Genomic DNA, 20988 nt, shown 5'->3' with positions numbered 1-20988 from the left:
TTCTGATTTTATAAAATGCTTTTGCGAACCAGGTATGCAAGCGTTTCCACCCAGCTTTTTTCTGTGTTTAAACTATCAACCAATTGTAATTTTTCTCCTCCTTTTTCCAGAAATTCTTCGCCGTATTCCACACCAAGTTCCAGTGTTGTTTCCAGGCAATCGGTAACAAACGAAGGTGCAGCAATCAGTATTTTCTTTTTGCCTTCTGCCAGCTTTTCTGCCAGCAGTTCATCGGTAAATGGCGTCAGCCAGTTTTTCGACAAGCGCGACTGAAAACCTACCGAATAATTTTCGGGCTGCAATTTTAATTTGGCAGCGAGCAAACGCGATGTTTCATAGACTGTAGCGCGGTAACACAAAGCACCGTGCTCCGGCATCGCGTTTTGGCAACTGCAATTTTCCACTTTAATTCCCGGATGGCACTTTTCCAAATGCCGGTTAGGTAAACCGTGGTACGAAAAAATTATGTGGTCGTAATCCTGTAAATTGTATTGTTGAATCCGCTCGGCAAAAGCATCAATAAATTTTGGATCGTGGTAAAATTGACCAATCTCAAAAACTTCTGCTTTTATTCCCAGCTTTTTTATCTCTTTTTGGGCTGCAACCAGCGACGTTTCTGTGGTTGACATGGCATGATGCGGAAACAGCGGCAGCAAAATCAGCTTTTCAAAACCTTTCTTTTTTATGTCTGCCAATGCTGCTTTGTAGCCGGGATTTCCGTAACGCATTCCCATAAAAACTTCGTAATCCTCACCCAGTTCTTCCTGAAGTTTTTGTTTTAACTCGTCAGAAATATAAATCAGCGGCGATCCTTTTTTGGTCCATAACTGCTGATATAATTTGGTTGAATTTTTCACCCTGAACGGAATGATTATCGCGTTTACCAAAAATTTCCGAAGCAGGTACGGAAGATCGATAACACGCTCATCATTCAAAAACTCAGTCAGGTATCTCCGAACCGCCGGAACGGTAGGCTCGTCGGGACTACCAACATTCATTAACAAAACAGCTGTTTTCTCCATCATTTATAGTCTTCTGCAAATTGGTTCACAATTGTTCTACCTTGTTTTATCCGGTCGGCCATTCCAATTCCATCGCGCATGTTTCCGGCAAGTGTGAGCCCTTTAAATTCGGTCTCCAGATCGGAAATGGCCTGTAGTTTTTCTTCGCTTTCGAAACTGTATTGCGGAATAGCATTTGGATAGCGGAAAATCTCCATCAGATCGGGCTCAAAACTTTCGAGGCCCATCATTTCCCGAACTTCACGCTCTGCAATTTCTTTTATTTTATCATCGGAGTACTCAAACATTTCGGGCCTTTTAATACCGCCCATAAACACCGATAACAAAGCTCCTTTTTCCGGTGCGCGGTTTTTTAGGAACGATCCCGGCAACAAAATACCCAGCACATCGCGTTTTTCGGCCGAAGGAACCAGTCCTCCAAACGATTTGATCGGGATGCCTTTCCAGTTGTTAAAACCAAGCACCACCTGGGTAACTTTTGCATAGCTCATCTTTTTAATCGGCTGAAGTTTCTCTTTTGGGAAAAATGGGAAAAGACCTGGCAAAGCATGCGATCCGGCTGCCGAAATAACATGGGTAAAACTTTCTCCATCCAGCGAATATTCAAAATCGCCTTCTTTTTTAACCTCCAGGTTTTTGCAGCCCAGCTTTATATTTTCCTCACCAATATTTTTAACCAACGCTTTTGTCAGGTTATCCAACCCGTTTTCAACCGAAAACACCTGGCGATTGGCTTTGCGTGGTGGTTCCTTTTTACGCGCTTTCTTTTGCTTGATACTTCCGCCGATAAAACTGCCGTAATTTTGCTCCAGCCAGTAAAGTTTGGGCAAGGCAAAACGGGTTACCAGTTTCTCCGGATCGCCGGCATAAACGCCCGACAGAAAGGGATCGATAGCATTCCGTAAAAAGCTTTTTCCCATTCGGCGGCGCACCATATCAGCAATTGTTTCATTCGGATCGGTGCCCGGTTTACGAAAGGGTTCACCCAGAATACGAAACTTGTCGTACCACGTAAAAAGGGGAGTGGTGATGGCTTTTAAACCGCCCATTTCCATTTCGTGCCACTTGCCGCCCATCCAAATCCAGCGTGCTTCGGCACTTTTATTGGCGTATTCCAAGGTACAATCATCGGCCAGATCTTCAAAAAGCTCAGCCGCCTCTTCCTGACTCATCGAGCCGGTATTTGGCCCCGATTCAAAAACAAAACCATTTCTTCGGTGGGTTTTAATAACTCCACCTGCTTGTTCATCTTTTTCAAAAATCTGTACCTTAAAACCAAATTTTTTAAGGTAATAAGCTGTTGTAAGTCCGGTTAGTCCTGCCCCAATTACGGCAATGTTTAGTTGGTTTTTTTGCATGGTTTTTATAGCGCTTTTGAGAATTTTAAGGTCGCATTCCGCATGTTCGGATCAAGGCTGGCAGCTATGTTTCGTACAAAAAACCGTCCTTGTTTACTCACATGCAGTTCGTCTTTCGAAAGCGATAAAAGCCCCTCTTCAACAAAACCGGCAAGGAACGATTCGTCGTAAACTATGCTTTGTTTAATTACTTCGGGAGATGTTTTTAGCATTTGTGCCGCTTCCTCCCACGAAATATAATAGTTGCACATCACTTCGTTGATGACGTGGCGAATGATCTTCTCCGTTTCATTCAGCTGATAACCTTTTTCAATGGTAAATTTCCCGGCGTTGATTTGGTCAACGTAAGTATTGGTATCCTTGGCATTTTGTGCGTAAGCATTTTCCAGCTGGCTGATTCCGGTGGCTCCAAAAGCGTAAACCTGTCCGGTAGTTTCACGGGTGCAATATCCCTGGAAATTACGGTGCAGCGTTTTATTTTTGAAGGCAATACTCAATTCGTCATCGGGGCGGGCAAAATGGTCGAGACCAATCGCATCGTAACCGTTTTCAGTCAGTAAACGATAACCAACCTCGAACATGGCCAGTTTTTTAGTTGCTGATGGTAATCCACGTGCATCCAGTATTTTTTGTGCTTTTTTTACCCAAGGCACGTGTGCATAGGAGAAGGTTACCAAACGATCAGGCGACAAACTAATAGCGCGTTCGATGGTTTTTGCAAACGATTCTTCATCCTGAAACGGAAGACCATAGATAAAATCGAAATTCACGCTGGTACCCTCGTGGCTGCGGATCATCGCCACCAAATCTTCCTCGGGAAGAATCGACGGATCGCGGTTTACATTGTCCAGCACCTGCTTGTTAAAATCCTGAATACCCAAACTAAAGCGGTTAAACTTCAGCGCTACCAGGCGGTCGATATAATCCTTATCCAACATCGCCGGATGGCACTCCATGGCAATTTCCGGTTTTGGAATAAACTCGAAAAGCTCATGAATTACATTCATAATGTCTTCCACCAACTCAATCGACAACGAGTTCGGGGTTCCGCCTCCCCAGTGCACCTGCGACACTTTACGGTCGTCGCTAAGCAGCTTTTTCACCATGCGGATCTCTTTTTTCAGCGCATCAACATAAACCTCCATTTTGTTTTTGTCGCGTGTTAGGTGCGTGTTACAGCCGCAGAAATAGCAGATCTTCGGACAAAACGGGATATGAATATAAATGGAAATATTCTGAGGATTCTCTGAATTGGATTGGTCCAACACTTTAACGTATTCTTCCGGAGTAAATTCCGGTGAAAAGAAGTTGGCCGGTGGATAACTTGTATATCGCGGTACCGGGGTGTTGTATTTTTCTATTAGCTTTTGTGATACTTTCATAATACTAATTTAAAGAGTCTTAATCGGTTTCTTGTTCATACTTCAGGTAAAAACTTTTTCTGAAGACAAATGGCAACAGGACAAGGATAAGTATTCCAAGCCCTATTTCTATGGCAAACAGCCCGCGGTAGGTAAGCGCATCGGCCACTTTTCCGCTCATTATGGCAATAACAAGGCTGCTGAGGTGTGTAATTACTATCTGAATGGTAAAATCGGTTCCTTCGCGCCCTTTCCGAACTACGTGCATGCTCATGGTATACACAAATACCGACGACATGGCGTAAGCTCCCCAAAGCAGGGCGACGCCCAAATAAACCAGCCACAAGGCATGATTGGTATAGGTTAGTCCGAAAAAGAAAGTGGCCACCAGCACATTAATTACCGGAAAGATCCACACCGCTTTGGTAATTCCCTTTTTACGGAGCAGAAATCCTGCAGGAATGGTCATGATTACACCGCAGGCCGTTCCGAATATTCCGGAGATGATTCCAATTTCTTTAATGTCGTAACCCAAATCAACGAAGTAGGGTTTTATCATGGTTAAAATCCCGATTATTCCTGAATAAAACAGGAAGAGCAACAAAAGATGAGCACCAATTTTTCTTTGCCTGAAAAAGTAGATAAACTCCAGTGGTGATACATTTTTTGTTGAACGATCGGGTTCGTTTTCGTTGCGTGCGTTGTACAGCGACACCGGAATGAGCGCAAACAACACAAACAAACCCAGTGAGCGCAACAACCACAACCAACCAAAATAATGGTAGATAATGAGTAAAACACCGCTGCCCATCATGGTTCCGATAAAACTACCGGCCGATTGCATGCTGTTTCCAAGGCTGCGTTCGTTTTTGTTCAGAATAAGAATGGCAAAAGCATCGGTGGCAATATCCTGTGTTGCCGATGCGGTAAATGCAATTACCATCAGAATAATAATGGTGGTAAAATCGGTTTGAAGGTTTAAATAACCAACCGACATGATGATGAGCGCATAAAAAGCCTCCGACATGATGATCCACCTGCGGTAGTGCCGTTTGTTTTTACTGGTTTTATCAACCATCGGAGCCCACAGCATTTTCAGAATCCATGGCAGTTTTATCAACTGGATATAACCGATGGATTCCAGCGAGTAGTTCTCCATTCGCATGATCACGGGGATCACCGTAGAGAAAAAACTCATCGGGATCGACTGCGCCAGGTAGAGGCTCAGCAGCGTATAATATTTTTTTATTTCGCTTTGTTTCATTTTAGAAGTTTACCTTCAAATTTACGCCCATTGTGGCCGGTTTTCCCGATTGAGCATACGAGTTTCCAACAGCCTGAAAATAAAACGAATTGTACTCAGCATCAAGGATATTTTTACCCCAGAAAGATAACTGAATATTTTTTGTATCGAAACTGATACGCGAATTCAGCAATCCGTAATAATCCTGGTAGGCAATATTCGTTTCTTTCCAATAATGTTTTCCAAAGCCATTATAAGTCAGGTGCAAGCGAATTTGTTCAAGCCAGCCTGAATTAACTGCAATTGTATAATTTCCGCCCATGTTAAACGAAAAGCGGGGAACATAAGGCAGGTAGTTTCCGTTGTAAATTTCGTTTTCGTTTTTTTCGTATTCCACAAATTTTGCATCGTTGTAACCAAAGGCCAGCCAGGTTTCAAGATTTTTCGCCGGTAGTGCTTTAATTTCAAACTCAACACCTTTACTTTCCGATTTTCCGGCGTTGGTTAGCATCGATCCGGTTCCGCTGGGCACGGTTTGGTAAATTTGCTGATTATCCCAGTCGATAAAAAACAGGGCGAGGTTAGCGTAAATGCGCTGTTTTAGCCACTTTGTTTTAATCCCGGCTTCGTAGTTCCACGATCGCTCAGGATCGAACGAACGGTCTTCCTCACGTTCAAAAGTTGAGTTAAAACCACCGGAGTTATAACCTTTAGCGATTGTTGCATAAGGAACTAAATATTCTGAAATGCTGTATTTTACAGCCAGTTTTGGAAGAATTTCAAAGAAATCCATGTCGCTTTCAAAAGCTTCCTCATTCTTGAGATTTCCGTTTAACGAACGATCGTAAACATAGTCGAGTGTTGCTTTTTCGTAATCGGCCCGAATTCCGGCAGTTAGCGAAAACTCTCCGAATTTGAGCGTTGACTGGTGGAAAAAGGCAAGGCCCGAATTGCTGTTGTCGTAATATTTGGTGTACGAATATTCGGTAAAAGGCATGTTGGCCAACTGATCTTCACCCATTTCAAGGTGCACTTCTTTATCAAGTCCCTGGTGAAAAGCAAACGCGCCAAACAGCCATTCGTACGTTTCGTTTTCATACGACTGGATATTTATCTCCTGCGAGAACATATCAATATCCTGGTCCTGCGTTACAAAATATAAATCGGTGGTGGTAAAATCCTGATCAATGCCCTGTTCGTCGTTTACCGATTGAAAGCTGCTTACAGCGCGGATTTGAAAGTTATCGGCAGCATAAGCAAGGTTTAAACCTGATGATAAAAGTTTACGGTCGTAACCACTTTCGCGGTTGTAATTTACGTCGCTGATTTCGTTGGTTTCGTCGTTATAAATAGCGTAAGGATAGCCACTTTGGCGGCTGTCTTCGTATTGCACATTTCCTGTTGCTTTAAACCGGTCTCCCGGGGTAAAAAGTAGTTTTAAACGCCCTGAATAGGAATCGAGTTCGTCAGCTTTTTTGTTGTTGTATTGATTGGTAAAAAAACCATCGTTATGGCGAAGCCCAAGGTTACCTAACACGGCAAATGATTTGCTGATAGGCTGATTGTGAGAAACCTGAGCATTTAGCTGGTTGTAATTACCGTAGTCGGTTGTAATTTCGGTAAAGCGCTCATCTCCCGGTTGGCGCGATATGATGTTAATCAGTCCGCCCATTGCATTTCTTCCGTACAAAGTTCCCTGGGGGCCACGTAAAACTTCAATTTGCTGAATATCAAAAAAATCGAAGTTAAAAGCAGCTTTTTCAAAGTACGGAATACCATCGACATACAAACCTACCGAAGGTGTATTTATGCGGTTTCCAACCCCGCGAATGTATACCGGCGAAGTAAGTTTCGATCCGTAATCGGGCATAAAAAAGTTGGGAACTATAGCTGATACGCCGGTCAGGTCTTCTACCCCGTTGTTTTCGATAAGCCGTTCGGGAACCATTGTTGCAGCTGCCGGAATATTAAAAATGTTCCGGTTATATTTTGGCGATTTTATTTCAATATCTTCTAACTGATAATGTTTGATGGAGTCGGTTTTTTCATCTTGCTGCGCATTTACTGTGCTGTTAACCAGCAATGCCATAAAGAGTAGGGCATAAATATTTTTCATGGATTTTCTTTAACAGAATAAATATGATTTGCTTGCAATAAGCAAAGGTTAATGGTATAAATAATAGGTTGAATATAATCAGGCCATTGCGGGAGGGGGACGACAAAATGAACCTTCAAAAAAACAATCCTGACAGGCGAATGGAGTGAAGTAGGTTCTCCATTTTTGTTTGATTATTAGGTTGTTATAGTTTTTGAAACCCGAGGAGTCGTAGTTTTCGGGCTGGAAAAAATGATACACACTAACTGACGAAGTTTTTGAATGATTTACATGGTATTCGATCTGGATCGATTTTTCGGCAATCTGTATTTTTCCTTCCTGAGCCTGCTCAACACCAAAAAGCAAAAACCAGGCATAACAGGCAATAAACACCAGGTAGGGGAAATGCGTTGTAAATATGCCGACTGTAAACATTCTTGCCTTTAAGTTTCTGTAAGTCGCGCAAATATAATAATATATAGTTGGAAAAGCCCTTCAGTTTTACTGTTTTAAAATATGCCGCAAAAGGCTACATTTGTGTCTAACCAAAAAATGAACTATGTATTTTTTTAAGGCATTAATCCTATTATTTGTAATGACATCGTGTACACAAAAAGAAAAAGCAGACCTGATTGTTTCAGGAGCTTCGGTTTATACTGTTGATGAGGAATTCACAGTTGCTGAGTCGTTTGCCGTTAAAAAAGGGAAAATTGTAGCTGTTGGTACTTCACAGGAAATCAGGGATAAATACGATTCGGATAATATTATTGATGCCGGGGGCAAGTTTATTTACCCCGGTTTTAACGATGCCCATTGTCATTTTAATGGTTATGCGGTAAACTTGCTGCAATATTCAGACTTACGCGGAACAAAAAGTCCGGAAGAAATTTACGAGCTTTTAAAAGAACATCACGATAAATTTGGTGGCGAATGGATTTTGGGGCGCAGCTGGGATCAGAACGATTGGGAAGACACCCGTTTTCCTGATAAAACAAAACTGGATGAGTTATTCCCCGACATTCCGGTTTACCTGGTTCGTGTTGACGGGCACGCCGGTTGGTGCAATTCAAAAGCGTTGGAACTGGCAGGTATTTCGGCAAATAGCAAAGTTCAGGGCGGGGAAGTGCTATTGAAAAATGGTGAACCTACCGGAGTTCTAATCGATAACGCCATGGGTTTTGTTGGAAAACTGATTCCCGAGATGACTGCTGATCAGCAGGAAAAGGGCTTGCTTGAAGCACAGAAAAACTGTTTTGCTGCGGGCCTTACATCGGTTACCGATTGCGGGCTGGATAAAGCAACCATTATACTGATGGATGAAATGCAGGAGGCCGGCAAATTAAAAATGCGGGTGAATGCCATGCTGAATCCTACGCAGGAGAACTTCGATTATTTTGTGAAAAAAGGAGAAGCTTACAAAACCGACCGTTTGCTGGTGAATACCATAAAAGTTTATGCCGATGGTGCCTTGGGCTCGAGAGGTGCACTGCTGATGGCAGATTATTCGGATGACGAAGGAAACAGCGGTCTGCAAATTGAAACGCAGGATTATTATGATATGATTTGCCAGCTGGCTTATGAAAATAATTTCGTGGTTGCCACACATGCCATTGGCGACGGTGGCAACCGTTTAATGCTGGATACATACGGCAGGTTTCTGAAAGGGAAAAACGACCGTCGCTGGCGAATCGAACATTCGCAAATTGTTAATCCTGATGATTTTAAAAAGTTTGCCGAGTTTTCAATTGTACCTTCCATTCAACCAACGCACTGCACCAGCGATATGCCGTGGGCAGAAGATCGTTTGGGGCCGGAACGTATAAAAGGTGCCTATGCCTACCAAACCTTGCTGAAACAATTGGGATGGGTGCCTGCCGGAACCGATTTCCCGGTTGAAAATATATATCCGTTGTATACCTTTTATTCGGCGGTATTCCGCACCGATCATGATGGTTGGCCAGAAGGTGGCTGGCAAAAAGATGAAGGACTTACACGCGAACAAACACTGCGTGCCATGACAAGCTGGACCGCCAAATCATCGTTCGAAGAAAATGAGAAAGGACAACTTGTTCCCGGAATGTGGGCCGACTTTGTAGTATTGGATACCGATTTGATGAAAGCAGATCCAAAAGAAGTACTAAACACCAAAATATTGAGTACCTGGAGTGCCGGGGAAAAAGTGTTTGAGTTGTAGAAATTAAAATATTCACTTAGGAAAAAGGGATAGGGGCCGATTGGCTTTTATCCCTTTTTTATTAAAAGTCTATTTTGAATTAGAGTTTTCTACCAGGCGACATTTTTTATAGAATTAGTCTGTCTGGGGTTGGAGCAAAACGGTCTTTCTACGCTTTTTGATAAAAGCCCCAAAGGGGCGACAAGCAATAACCCGGTGCGCCTGACAGCAGTCAGGAAGCGCCGGGAAAGAGAATGAGGTCGATTTCGTCCGGCGAAGAAAGTTGGATAGAGATTGTTCGTTATCCCGGACGAAATAAATCGATAGAAACTATAAACTGATTGTATAAACGCAAGCCCGAACTTTTATCTCCGGCTTCCATATTTCCTTCTTTTCTCTCCTTTTTTAACTGGGATTTCTATATCATTTCTTCCAAAAATTAAAATGCTTTTATTGACGTATAAGAAATCCTCATTTCTTTAAACTGCTAAATACTTTTATCGCACTATATTAAGAAAAAATTGAAGTGTATATTACAAATGGATAAGAATATATATTAATAAAAATAAAAGAATTATATTTGTAATAAATAAATGGTAATGATTTTAAAATCAGACTTAAAAATACTAATTGATTCACATAAAAATTCTTCTGAACTGATTAATTCCTATATAAACAGAGAGTTAGTTGATCAGATACTGAATGAAAAAAGTGAGTTAATTATTATAACGGGATTAAAACGGACCGGGAAAAAATCGGTGCTTTATCAGTTAAAAAATCACTACTCCAATGCTGCTTTTTACGTTAATTTCAGGCATCCCGGATTTTATGGTTTTGATCAGAACGATTTTTTTAAGCTCGATGAAATCATTGAATCAACTGAAAGCAAAATATTACTGCTCGACGGAATTACAATTATGGAGGGCTGGCAGGAATATATTCGCCAGAAACTGGATGAAGGTTTTCGGGTTATTTTCACCACTTCGAATGCAGGGGTACTAAATAATGAAAAGGGAAGGAGTTTGACAGGAAGGTATATCAGCAGAGTGATTGCGCCGCTGTCGTATGATGAATTCTGCGCCTACCATTCGCTGGAACGGGATGAAAGTTCGGTATTGGATTACATGGCAAAAGGCGGTTTTTTTGTGCCTGAAACCAACCGTGATGAATTTTTAGGTCAGTTGTTTGACGACATTGTTGTGCGCGAGATTGGATTAACCAACGGTATTCGCGATTTGAGGGCGTTTAAACGACTCAGTTTGCATTTATTGCGCCATGTTGGGGAAATGATAACCGCCAATCAGCTAAAGAATATATTAGGCATAAAAACCACAACTACGGTGGTTGACTATCTGAATTTTCTGGAGACCGGTTTTTTAATGTATTATGTTCCAAAATTCAGCTATTCGCTGCGCAAACAGCTGGTAAATCCGCGCAAAGTGTATGTGGCCGACACGGGTTTTGTAAGTACCGCAACTTTTAATATCGCCGAAAAATCGGATCAGCTGCTTGAAAACCTGGTGTTTCTGTACTTAAAATCGAAATTCACAGAACTCTTCTATTTCTCGGAAGACGGGTACTGCGACTTTATTGGCTTTGGAAAAGATCAGGCTAAAATTGCTGTGCAGGTGTGTGCAACGTTGGAGCAGGATAAACTGGAGCAGGAATTAAATGGTTTGTTGGAAGCTATGGATTTCTTTGGTTTCAAAGAGGGAACATTGGTTACTTTAAACCAAACAGACACTTTTATTCGCGACGATAAAACTGTTCATGTGGTGCCGTTTCACCAGTTTGCCACTCAAAAATAGCGTCTTACGGTTTTTGCGTAGTTGTTGTATTCTTCCCCGTAGTTTTCATGCATAAAACGCTCTTCTTTTAAAATAAAAAGGTGTATGGAGAGCAGCGTTAACAGACTGATCGCAATAAAAAACGGGGTGGGGAATACCAGCGAAATTCCAATAAATAAACAGTTAATAGCCAGGAAGAACGGATTACGCGACCAGCCGTAAATTCCGGAGGTTACCAGTTTGCCCAGATTGCCCTTGTTTAATCCAAAACGCAGCGATTGTTTTAGTGCTCGCAATGTTAGCAGCATTAACAGGTTACCCAATAAAATAAGTACGATTCCGCTAATAACGAGAATAATCTTTCCGGTAAGTAAAGGTTGCAAAGCTTCTGGGAGGAAGGAAAAATGAATCAATCCTGCTTTGTAGCCGAGTTCGTTTAAAAACACCATGAAAAAAGCGATAAGTAAAACCGTGCTAATTCCTTTTGAGGACTGCTTTTTTTCACCAGATAAACGCGTTCCTTTTCGTTGCAAAACGAAAGCCCGGATACCAATCTGTAAACAGAAAAGCAAAAAGCCGATCAGCGGTATTAAACGAATGATTTCCATGGATTAAATGTACACGAAGCAACTGTTAAAGCAAAAAAATCCCCGGCAAAAATTACCGGGGACATGAGTTATAGATGCTGTTTGATTTCTAAATATTGGGGAATGAAACGCCGATCATCAATGGATAAGCTTCTGGGCCTCTTCCATTTTTAAATAAAGATGTCATGCTGTAGTTGGCAAATACGCAGAAGTCGCCAAAACCAATACGTCCGGTAAGTTCGTATTTCCACTGGTTGATGTTGTAACCGCTTTTCGATTTTTCTTTGTCACCCTTATAATACTTGTATTTGGTGTGCGAACCCAGGTACAAGCTACCAATAACGCCACCTGCCAGGTACAGGCGCGAACTGCCCATACGAAGTGGGGTTTTAACCTCGAGCATTAGAGGTGCTGTGAGATAATTAACGTGTAACTTCGATTTTTTTATGCCGTGTCCATCGCCGTCGGGATAAAGCGGCACGGGCACAATCATTCCGTCGCCATTATATTTTGCGATGGTCACTGCATCGTTAAAAGTGTAGTCGTTAAAACTCAACCCAAGACCGGTTACCACGCCAAAGGTTTTGCGTTCGTTTTTAAATGCGAATTCGGCAAAATTCAGGTTCCATGTTAATGATTTTCCGGGATTCAGGTCAAGGAAATCACCGTCGTAATCAGCAAATTCAGGATTATCATTGTAGATGGAATAATCACTTCCGGTCATAATGTTAATTCCAACTTCAAGGCCTGCCCAGTGTGGGTTAAAGCGGCCCGACCATTTCTGGCGGTTCACATCTTTCTCGACTCTAACGTAAGTTCCGTTGTGGCCTTCGATAACTTTAAAGGTACGTCGGCCAACGCGAACATGCGTAGTGTCGCCCCAGTCGTCGGTAATTACTTCAACGCCGTCGCCAACAGCTACCTGCACTTTGTCGTTGTCTTCAATTACTGTTACTACGTTCTTTTTTAATACTTTAACCTCGGTGGTGTCATTTTGCGCGAATAGATTTGTGCTTAATACGCAACATAAAATCAAGATCAATAATTGTTTCATCTGTATAAAGTTTAAATGTTTCTGATGCTGTGACGGGCTACTTGTTTTAAAAGTTACAGGGAAATTACAAATTTATTTTCCGGGAAAAAATGTGGCTTCCTGAATCCGTAACTTATTTTCGTGGGAAATGGATAGAAAAAATGTGGGGTGGCTTCATTTTCATGGAAAAAGGAATGGAAAAATGGTTTTTAAAGCTTTTTTCACGAGAAATAGCGTGCCTAATTATTTTCCGAACCTTTTTGCGCGGGAAATTCGATGAGAAAATGAATTGTGGTTTCATTTTCACGGGAAATGGCATGAAAATTTATTCCAGCAACGTTTTTTCGCGGAAAATGAGCTGCTCAAGGGTTTTGTCAGTTTATTTTCACGGAAAACAGTCTCGTAAAATTAAATGCTTCATTTTCGCCGGAAATAGCGAGGAAGATAATTCGGCTTCTTTTCTGCAAAATAGCTATTCAGCAGCCTCATTTCTTCCGGGAATAGAAAAGGCCAGCAAACGCGATTCGTAGGTGTAATTTACCACTTTGCCGTTGTTGTTGGTTTCATACTCAAAACGGTCATCGGAAATACTTGCAATCAGGTCAAGACCGGCCTGAGAGATCTTGCGCAAATTGATTTTTTCTTTAATACGATCGGCCAAGAGTATTTCATCATCGTAAGTTTCGGCAGGGTAGATAAGATACATTGTAGCCAGCGATGCATGGGGCTGTTCAACAGCTATCGAGGCGTTGAGAGAATGCATTTCCTCAGGAACAACAATTGTCTCGCGCATGGCCAGTAATTCATCGGGCGCCGAAGTGCTGTTATTTTCCTCGATAATGTCTTCAATGACCGGCTTTTTCGGGCTGATCTGTTTTGCAGGAGCAGGAGCTTCGATTGGCGTATTTTCGACAACTGCAACTTGTTCGTTATTTTCAGGTATTATTTCCGGCGTTTCTTCACTCGTTTGCTGAGGAGCCTTTTCCACTTCGGCAATTTGCTGCGATGTGATTTCTTCAACCATACTGTTTCGGTTTACCAGGTTAAAAATAACCAGGCCAAGAATTAAAACAGCCGCCATACGACTTGTCCAGAGCAAAATCGTTTTGCCCGGTGCTTTTTTGTACAGCTTTTTCTTATTGGCAAAAACAATGCTTTCATCAGCCGTTAATATGGCTTTTTGAAAAGCTGCAGCCTGTTTTTCCTTTTCCGGATTACTGGCCAGATATGTTTCAAAATCCTGTTTTTCCTGTTCGCTTAAGTCGCCTTCAAGCAATGCAATCGCAGCGTTATCAAATCCTTCGCTATTATCAAAATTGCTTTTATAAAGCTCTGTTTTTTTATTGAATGTAACTTTTTCGGGCTCCAGCGAAATCGGTTCGTAAAGTTCCAGTTCTTGTTTCAGGTCGGGATTCGCTTTCAGAAACGCAATAAAGCTATCGATCATCCCTTCATCGAGGTCGCCCTCCAGGTAATCGATAAAATAAGCTTCGTAATTTGTTCTGTTAATCTCCTTCATGTTCCGCCCCTCTTTCTATGCTACAGCCTCGATGCTGCCAATATATTTCTTCAGAAACAACCTTGCCCGGTAAATGTATACTTTCACCTGCGATTCGCTTAAATTCGTCAGCTCGCCAATTTCCTGGTAGTTGTATCCCTCATAATCGCGTAACAACACTACCATTCGTTGTATTTCCGGTAGTTTGTTAACGGCCTCTTTCAGTATTTCGCTTAAGTCGGAATAGTTGCTTTCGTGTCCTTCTTCCGGCAAGCTCATATCCTCGGCAAATGCCGAACGCTTTTCCTTGCGTATGCGGTCGATCATTGTGTGGTAGGCAGTGGTAAAAAGGTACGATTTTACTTTCGTGCCATCCACGTTCTCGCGGTTCTTCCACAATTTCTCGTAGCTGTCCTGCACAATATCCTGCGCGGCATGCACATCTTTTATATTTTTCAGTACAAAGCGGTACAGACGATCTGAGTAATTGTCAACTGCAAGGTTATATTCGGTAATTGTCATTTGTTTCTGAACCTCGTTCGTAAAATACGACGGACAAGTTACGGGATAGTTACAGTAGAAATAAAAAAAGCTCCGAATTTTTTCGAAGCTTTTCATTTATAGAGTTTTTGTTTTACTCAATTATCTCCACCCAACCATGCGTGTCGGGCTCGTCGCCGTATTGAATAGCGCGAAGTTTGTTGTATAATTTTGTCGACCATTCGCCGGCTTCTTCCTGGTTGCCGTAATTAAACCACTTGTCGTTGTCGTTGTCGTAAATACCTTTAATTGGCGAAATTACGGCAGCAGTTCCGCAGGCTCCCACTTCGTCAAACTCGGCCAGTTCTTCGTACGGAACTTTGCGGCGCTCAACATTCAATCCCATTTCTTCGGCCAAAACGATAAGGCTTTTGTTAGTGATCGATGGAAGAATAGAAGCCGATTCCGGCGTAATGTAAGTATTGTTTTTTATGCCAAAGAAGTTAGCCGGTCCGCACTCGTCGATGTATTTTTTCTCTTTACTGTCGAGATAAAGCACAGCCGAAAAACCATTCTGTTTGGCTTTTTTGCCTTCGTACATACTGGCAGCATAGTTTCCTCCAACTTTATATTTTCCTGTTCCTTGCGGAGCAGCACGGTCGAATTCGCGGTAAATTACCAGGTTGGTCGGTTTAAATCCTTCAGGGAAATAAGGACCAACAGGCATTACGAATACCATAAACAGGTACTCTTCGGCCGGAGCAACACCAATTTGCGGTCCGGTACCAATTAACAACGGACGAATGTACAGCGCAGCACCCGATTCATAAGGCGGAACAAAGCGCTCATTCATTTTTACAGCCATTCGAACGGCTTCCTGAAATTTCTCAACCGGAAGTTTCTGCATCAGAATACCATCGGCAGAATTTTGCATACGTTTGGCATTTTCATCCATGCGGAAGACCCTGACCTTGCCATCTTTTCCTTTAAAGGCTTTTAGTCCTTCAAAAGCTTCCTGCCCATAATGCAATGCCGTTGCCGACATGTGAATATTAATGACGTTTGATGAGCTGATTTCAAGTTCTCCCCACTTGCCGTTGCGATAGTAGCAACGAACATTATAGTCGGTATCGCGGTATCCAAACCCAAGGTTTTTCCAATCGAGATTTTCCATTGTTTACGTTTTAAGTCTGCTTGTAATGTATTCTATATGCAACTTTTGTTGCATTAGCAAAGTAAGCGATTTTTCTTTAATGAAAGTAGGAAATTAATCATGAAACCCGTTTGTAGTAAATGTTTTATAACGTACAGGTAATTTCTGATATTTTTAATTGAATAAGATTTTGCTGTTTTTTCTTAAAATTTTATCCGGATGGACGGATTTTGATTTCAAAATAACAAAAGTGCAGTTTTACAGGCTTATTTCAGTTTATCATTGTTTTTATGCCGGTCGCCATCGCGATTCGTTTTCTTCTCCATGTTTTTCAGAAATGCCTCATTCAGATCAACACCGGTTTGATTGGCCAAACAAATCAACACCCAAAGTACATCGGCCATCTCATCTGCCAGGTTATATTCTTCATCCGATTTTTTAAACGACTGGTCGCCGTATTTCCGGGCCATAATGCGCGCCAGTTCTCCAACTTCTTCGGTAAGAATTGTCATATTCGTCAGTTCGCTGAAGTAGCGCACGCCAACGGTTTTAATCCATTCGTCAACCTGTTTTTGAGCTTCGGTTATTGTGAGTTCGTTTTTCATAGTGCTTTCATGTGGGATTAAAAATCCTTTTGTTTCGAGTCGATAATAATGGTTACCGGCCCATCGTTAATCAGCGCCACATCCATCATAGCACCGAATTTTCCGGTTCCTACTTTTTTGCCGAGAGCTGTTTCCATGGCGGCCACAAATTTTTCATACATCGGGATGGAAATATCGGGTTTGGCAGCCCGGATGTACGATGGGCGGTTGCCTTTTTTGGTGTTGGCCTGCAGCGTAAACTGGCTTACCACAATTATATCGCCGTCAACATCCATAACCGAGCGGTTCATCACACCGTTCTCATCGTCGAAAACCCGCAACTGTGTCGACTTTTTTACCAGGTAATCAATGTCTTCCTGTGTATCCTCGTTTTCTATTCCCACCAGAATCAATAAACCATTTTTTATGGCCGATATTTTTTCGCCTTCAACCGTTACCGAAGCTTCTTTTACTTTTTGAATGACAACACGCATTTGCTTTTCAATTTTTCGATGGCTAATTTATAAAAACAATAAACCTTTCTCAACTTTTATTCATTAGTTTTGTTGGGTTTTTTGACGGAAAAATTAAACAGAATCAATGAGAAAAGTCGGATTAATTTTGCTTTTATTTGGATTGCCAATATGCATACTTGCACAAAACGCTGCAGTTACCGGAAAAGTGGTAGATGCAGTTAGTAACGAGCCCTTACCTTTTGTAAATGTGCTGGTTTCGGGAACTTCAAACGGAACAGTAACAGACGAGACAGGTCATTTTGAGTTTAGAAACCTGACCCCGGGTTTTATTCGTATCGAAGCCAGTTTTGTTGGCTATAAAAAGGCCATTTCTTCGGAGGTAGAAGTAAATAATTCGAGCACTGCTTTTGTAGAAATATTGTTGCAAAAAGCGGTATCAGAACTGGATGAGGTTACAGTTACGGCTTCGCCATTCCGAAAAACCATTGAGAGCCCGGTTTCCTTGCGAAGTATTGGTATTGGCGAAATTGAAAAAAGTCCCGGTGCCAACCGCGATATTTCAAAGATCATTCAGTCGTTCCCCGGGGTGCAGTCAACGCCGGCTTTCCGAAACGATATTATTATCCGTGGTGGTGGCCCGTCGGAAAGTCGTTTTTACCTCGATGGTGTTGAGGTGCCGTTTATCAACCACTTTGCAACGCAAGGTGCTTCCGGAGGTCCCGTCGGTATTTTAAATGCCGATTTTATTCGCGAGGTCAATTATTACTCCGGCGCTTTCCCGGCCAACCGTGGAAATGCTTTAAGCGGTGTGATGGAATTTTACCAGATCGATGGGAACGAGGAGAAACTAAATTTTCATGGAACGCTTGGTGCATCGGAAATTGCAGCAACTTTGGATGGCCCCATTGGAGAAAAGACAAACTTTGTTGTTTCAATACGTCAGTCGTATCTGCAGTTTTTGTTTAGCGCGCTGGAATTGCCGTTTCTACCCACATTTACCGATATGCAGTTTAAAGTACGCACCCGTTTTGATAAAAAGAACGAGCTGACCCTGATTGGTTTGGGAGCCAATGATTTGTTTGAACTGAATGAAGATATTGAAGATCCCGACGACGAGCAAAAGTATATTCTCAGCGAAATTCCGGTGAACAAACAATGGTCGTACACGGTGGGTGCCGTATACAAACATTATCGCGATAACAGCTATCAGACGTTTGTTGCAAGTCGCAGTCATTTAGACAATAACGCCTACAAATACCTTGATAACGACGAGAGTTCGGATGAGAATAAAATTCTTGATTACGATTCGCAAGAAGCGGAAAATAAGTTTCGTTTTGAGAACACTTCGCGTATGGATGGTTTTAAACTGAATTTTGGTGCCAATCTCGATTTTGTGAGTTACAAAAACAGTTCGCAATTCCGCCGATTTTACGAGGGCCAGCCGGTTGATGTGAGTTACAACACCGATCTTAACCTCGTGAAATACGGACTGTTTGCACAGATCAGCAAGTCGGTTTTTAGCGAGCGTTTGGCACTTTCGCTGGGCGTGCGCGCTGATGCGAACAATTACTCGTCGAGCATGAAGAACTTGCTGGATCAGTTCTCGCCGCGATTTTCAGCATCGTACACTCTAACAGATCAGTGGAGCCTGAATTTTAACACCGGACGTTATTACCAATTGCCGGCTTATACAACGCTGGGCTACAAGCAGAACGATGTTTTGGTAAATAAAGCCAACAATCTGAAATACATTGCAGTGGATCATGTTATTGGAGGTTTGGAATTTCGTCCCCGACCAGCGGTGCAGTTATCGGCCGAGGCATTCTGGAAAGGTTATTCACAATATCCGTATTCGGTGAACGACCAGGTAAGTCTGGCGAATCTGGGAGCCGATTATGGCGTGGTTGGCGATGAAGAAGTGCTTTCAACATCGGAGGGAAGAGCTTACGGAGCAGAGTTTCAGGCGCGTATTAATTCAACCGACGGATTTAATTTTAACCTGTCGTACACTTTGGTGCGTAGTGAATTTAATGACGGAGAAGGTTCATATATTCCATCAAGCTGGGACGCGAAGCACCTGATTACACTCACCACCACAAAAGACCTGAAACGCAACTGGCGCGTAGGTGCACGCTGGCGTTTTGTGGGTGGTTTGCCTTATACGCCGTGGGATATAGAAAAATCATCGCTGGTGGAAGCCTGGAACCTGCAAGGCGGACCGTATTACGATTATACGCAGCTTAATGTCAAACGCTTTGACCCTTTTCATCAGCTTGATATTCGTGTAGATAAATCCTATTATTTCGAAAAACTCACCGCTAAATTTTACATCGATATTCAAAACCTTTACAATTTCCAGGCACAGGAAAACGATATTGTAGTTCGTGCCGAAGATGCCAACGGGAATTTCCTTACAACCGACAACGGAACGCGTTATGTGCTGAATGAAATTGAAAGCAAGTCGGGAACCGTTTTACCAACCATCGGAATTATTATTGAATTTTAATTCAGTGAGACGCTAATTTCAGAAACAAAGTGCCCTTAAATGATAAAGTAGAGCTGATCCCAATGATCTGCCGTTGGGATTTAATGGGGTTAACTTGCCTGTCGGTAGTCTGATAACCAGATCGCTGAGGTCAATTGCGAAGCATCATACTTGTGGATACCCGTCTACTCCGCGACAGGGTAGTTCATTCATACAACCTTTTTGAGTCTTGTAAAATAAATCAATCCGAATAGGTATAAGACAGTGTTTTGTGAATCCTTATACTGGGAGTTCATAACGATATTTTATACGTGTACTCCAAATTTATCAATAGAGTACCGGAAGTAAACAGAATAGAACAGAAAGAAGTAGATGTATTTTATTGCTTCCTTAAAAAGAGTTCTTAATTTTATGAAATAATACTGAATCAATATAAACTAAATAGATCATGATGAATCGAAAACTTCGTATGGGAATGGTTGGTGGAGGCACCGACGCGTTTATTGGTGCAATACACCGGTTGGCAGCTTTTATGGACAACCAAATTGAACTTGTTTGCGGTTGTTTTAGTGTAAACCCTGAAATATCAAAACAATCGGGAAAATTATACTATTTGCCAGAAAACAGAGTCTATGAAACCTATCAGGAAATGTTTGAAAAGGAAGCCAAACTTCCGGAAGGCGAACGAATGGATTTTGTTTCGATAGTAACACCCAATTTTGTGCATTTTGCACCGGCCATGATGGCGCTTGAACATGGTTTTAATGTGGTGCTTGATAAGCCGATAACTTTTACCTTGGATGAGGCATATCAACTAAAAGAACAAATCAACAAAACAGGTTTAACTTTTGCATTAACGCATACTTATTCGGGCTACCCGGCTGTAAAACAGGCAAAACATATGGTTGCCGAAGGACGTTTGGGAAAAATCAGAAAAGTATATGTTGAATATCCGCAGGGGTGGCTTTCATCAAAAGTGGAAGATGCAGGAAATGCCCAGGCAAGTTGGCGTACCGACCCAAAAAAATCTGGGAAAGCCGGTTGTATGGGAGATATTGGAACGCACGCACATCAGTTGGCCGAATATATTACAGGATTAAAAGTTACAGAGCTTTGTGCTGAAATTAATGTTTTTGTTCCTAATCGTTTATTGGACGATGACGGTGCTGCTTTGTTGCGTTTCGATAACGGAGCCAAAGGTGTTCTTATGGCCAGTCAGGTTGCAGCCGGCGAAGAAAACGCAGTTAAAATAAGGGTTTACGGCGAAAAAGGTGGCCTGGAATGGAACCAGCACGAACCCAATACTTTAATTTTAAAATGGATCGACCAACCGGTACAGATCTTAAGAACCGGAACCAGTTTGGATGCTCCGGCAGCCTTGCATAATACACGAACACCTGGCGGACATCCTGAAGGTTACCTGGAAGCTTTTGCCAATATCTACCGCAATTTTGCACTTACCGTTCGTGCAAAAGCCAACGGCGAAGAACCTACACCCGAAATGCTGGATTTCCCGGGCGTGGAAGACGGTATTCGCGGCATGCAGTTTATCGATACCGTAGTTAGTGCCGGATACAACGACGAGGTGAAATGGGTAAAATTTGGCGAAACAATCGATTAATTTTGAAGCGATTGAGCAGCTGATTTCAAGTC

The 20988-nt window shown here is 42.2% G+C and carries 17 protein-coding genes; 4 read left to right on the top strand and 13 right to left on the bottom strand.

Annotation, left to right across the window (positions count from 1 at the left end):
• Positions 1-8: 8 nt before the first annotated feature.
• The 6 genes from hemH to G4420_RS06320 form a co-directional block, all read right to left on the bottom strand.
• Positions 9-1025: a ferrochelatase gene (gene hemH, locus G4420_RS06345; RefSeq protein ID WP_163322698.1), complete on the bottom strand. Its 1017-nt coding sequence runs from the start codon at positions 1023-1025 to the stop codon at positions 9-11.
• On the bottom strand, positions 1022-2380 hold the full coding sequence (gene hemG, locus G4420_RS06340; protein WP_163322697.1) for a protoporphyrinogen oxidase: 1359 nt from the start codon (positions 2378-2380) through the stop codon (positions 1022-1024). The genes hemH and hemG overlap by 4 nt, the downstream gene beginning before the upstream one ends.
• Before the next feature lie 5 nt (positions 2381-2385).
• Complete coding sequence (hemN, locus tag G4420_RS06335; RefSeq protein WP_163322696.1) at positions 2386-3762, bottom strand: oxygen-independent coproporphyrinogen III oxidase; 1377 nt, start codon at positions 3760-3762, stop codon at positions 2386-2388.
• A 19-nt stretch (positions 3763-3781) separates the two neighbouring features.
• Positions 3782-5005, bottom strand: coding sequence for an MFS transporter (locus G4420_RS06330; RefSeq protein ID WP_163322695.1), 1224 nt, complete (start codon positions 5003-5005; stop codon positions 3782-3784).
• Position 5006: 1 nt separating this feature from the next.
• On the bottom strand, positions 5007-7100 hold the full coding sequence (locus G4420_RS06325; protein ID WP_163322694.1) for a TonB-dependent receptor: 2094 nt from the start codon (positions 7098-7100) through the stop codon (positions 5007-5009).
• A gap of 78 nt (positions 7101-7178) precedes the next feature.
• Entirely contained in the window at positions 7179-7514 is a 336-nt protein-coding gene (locus G4420_RS06320; protein ID WP_163322693.1) for a hypothetical protein, read from the bottom strand.
• A 124-nt stretch (positions 7515-7638) separates the two neighbouring features.
• Here G4420_RS06320 and G4420_RS06315 point away from each other — a divergent pair, with 124 nt between their 5' ends.
• Both G4420_RS06315 and G4420_RS06310 read left to right on the top strand, forming a co-directional pair.
• Positions 7639-9273, top strand: coding sequence for an amidohydrolase (locus tag G4420_RS06315; RefSeq protein WP_163322692.1), 1635 nt, complete (start codon positions 7639-7641; stop codon positions 9271-9273).
• 578 nt (positions 9274-9851) lie between these two features.
• Positions 9852-11060 carry an ATP-binding protein gene (locus G4420_RS06310; RefSeq protein ID WP_163322691.1) on the top strand — a complete coding sequence of 403 codons (1209 nt, stop codon included), beginning with the start codon at positions 9852-9854 and terminating at the stop codon, positions 11058-11060.
• On the opposite strand, the gene G4420_RS06305 is transcribed toward G4420_RS06310, so the two are convergent.
• The 7 genes from G4420_RS06305 to dtd form a co-directional block, all read right to left on the bottom strand.
• Complete coding sequence (locus tag G4420_RS06305) at positions 11051-11647, bottom strand: methyltransferase family protein (protein ID WP_163322690.1); 597 nt, start codon at positions 11645-11647, stop codon at positions 11051-11053. The two genes, G4420_RS06310 and G4420_RS06305, sit on opposite strands and share 10 nt — an antisense overlap.
• Positions 11648-11735: 88 nt before the next feature.
• The gene (locus G4420_RS06300) at positions 11736-12680 is read right to left on the bottom strand and encodes an outer membrane beta-barrel protein (RefSeq protein WP_163322689.1); all 945 of its coding nucleotides are present in this window, start codon (positions 12678-12680) and stop codon (positions 11736-11738) included.
• Positions 12681-13131: 451 nt separating this feature from the next.
• Complete coding sequence (locus G4420_RS06295; protein ID WP_163322688.1) at positions 13132-14178, bottom strand: hypothetical protein; 1047 nt, start codon at positions 14176-14178, stop codon at positions 13132-13134.
• Between the two features lie 15 nt (positions 14179-14193).
• Positions 14194-14775 (bottom strand): RNA polymerase sigma factor, encoded by a 582-nt coding sequence (locus G4420_RS06290; protein ID WP_246241556.1) that lies wholly within the window; start codon positions 14773-14775, stop codon positions 14194-14196.
• A 16-nt stretch (positions 14776-14791) separates the two neighbouring features.
• Positions 14792-15811 (bottom strand): branched-chain amino acid aminotransferase, encoded by a 1020-nt coding sequence (locus G4420_RS06285; protein ID WP_163322687.1) that lies wholly within the window; start codon positions 15809-15811, stop codon positions 14792-14794.
• A gap of 245 nt (positions 15812-16056) precedes the next feature.
• The gene (locus G4420_RS06280; protein WP_163322686.1) at positions 16057-16395 is read right to left on the bottom strand and encodes a nucleotide pyrophosphohydrolase; all 339 of its coding nucleotides are present in this window, start codon (positions 16393-16395) and stop codon (positions 16057-16059) included.
• 17 nt (positions 16396-16412) lie between these two features.
• Positions 16413-16868 (bottom strand): D-aminoacyl-tRNA deacylase, encoded by a 456-nt coding sequence (gene dtd / locus G4420_RS06275; protein WP_163322685.1) that lies wholly within the window; start codon positions 16866-16868, stop codon positions 16413-16415.
• Positions 16869-16974: 106 nt separating this feature from the next.
• Here dtd and G4420_RS06270 point away from each other — a divergent pair, with 106 nt between their 5' ends.
• Positions 16975-19356, top strand: a complete 2382-nt coding sequence (locus G4420_RS06270) for a TonB-dependent receptor (RefSeq protein ID WP_163322684.1) — start codon at positions 16975-16977, stop codon at positions 19354-19356.
• 427 nt (positions 19357-19783) lie between these two features.
• Complete coding sequence (locus G4420_RS06265) at positions 19784-20956, top strand: Gfo/Idh/MocA family protein (RefSeq protein ID WP_163322683.1); 1173 nt, start codon at positions 19784-19786, stop codon at positions 20954-20956.
• Positions 20957-20988 lie beyond the last annotated feature (32 nt).

This window comes from Draconibacterium mangrovi, assembly GCF_010586825.1.
Lineage (GTDB): Bacteria > Bacteroidota > Bacteroidia > Bacteroidales > Prolixibacteraceae > Draconibacterium > Draconibacterium mangrovi.
This window is presented reverse-complemented; position numbering and strand designations above follow the sequence as displayed.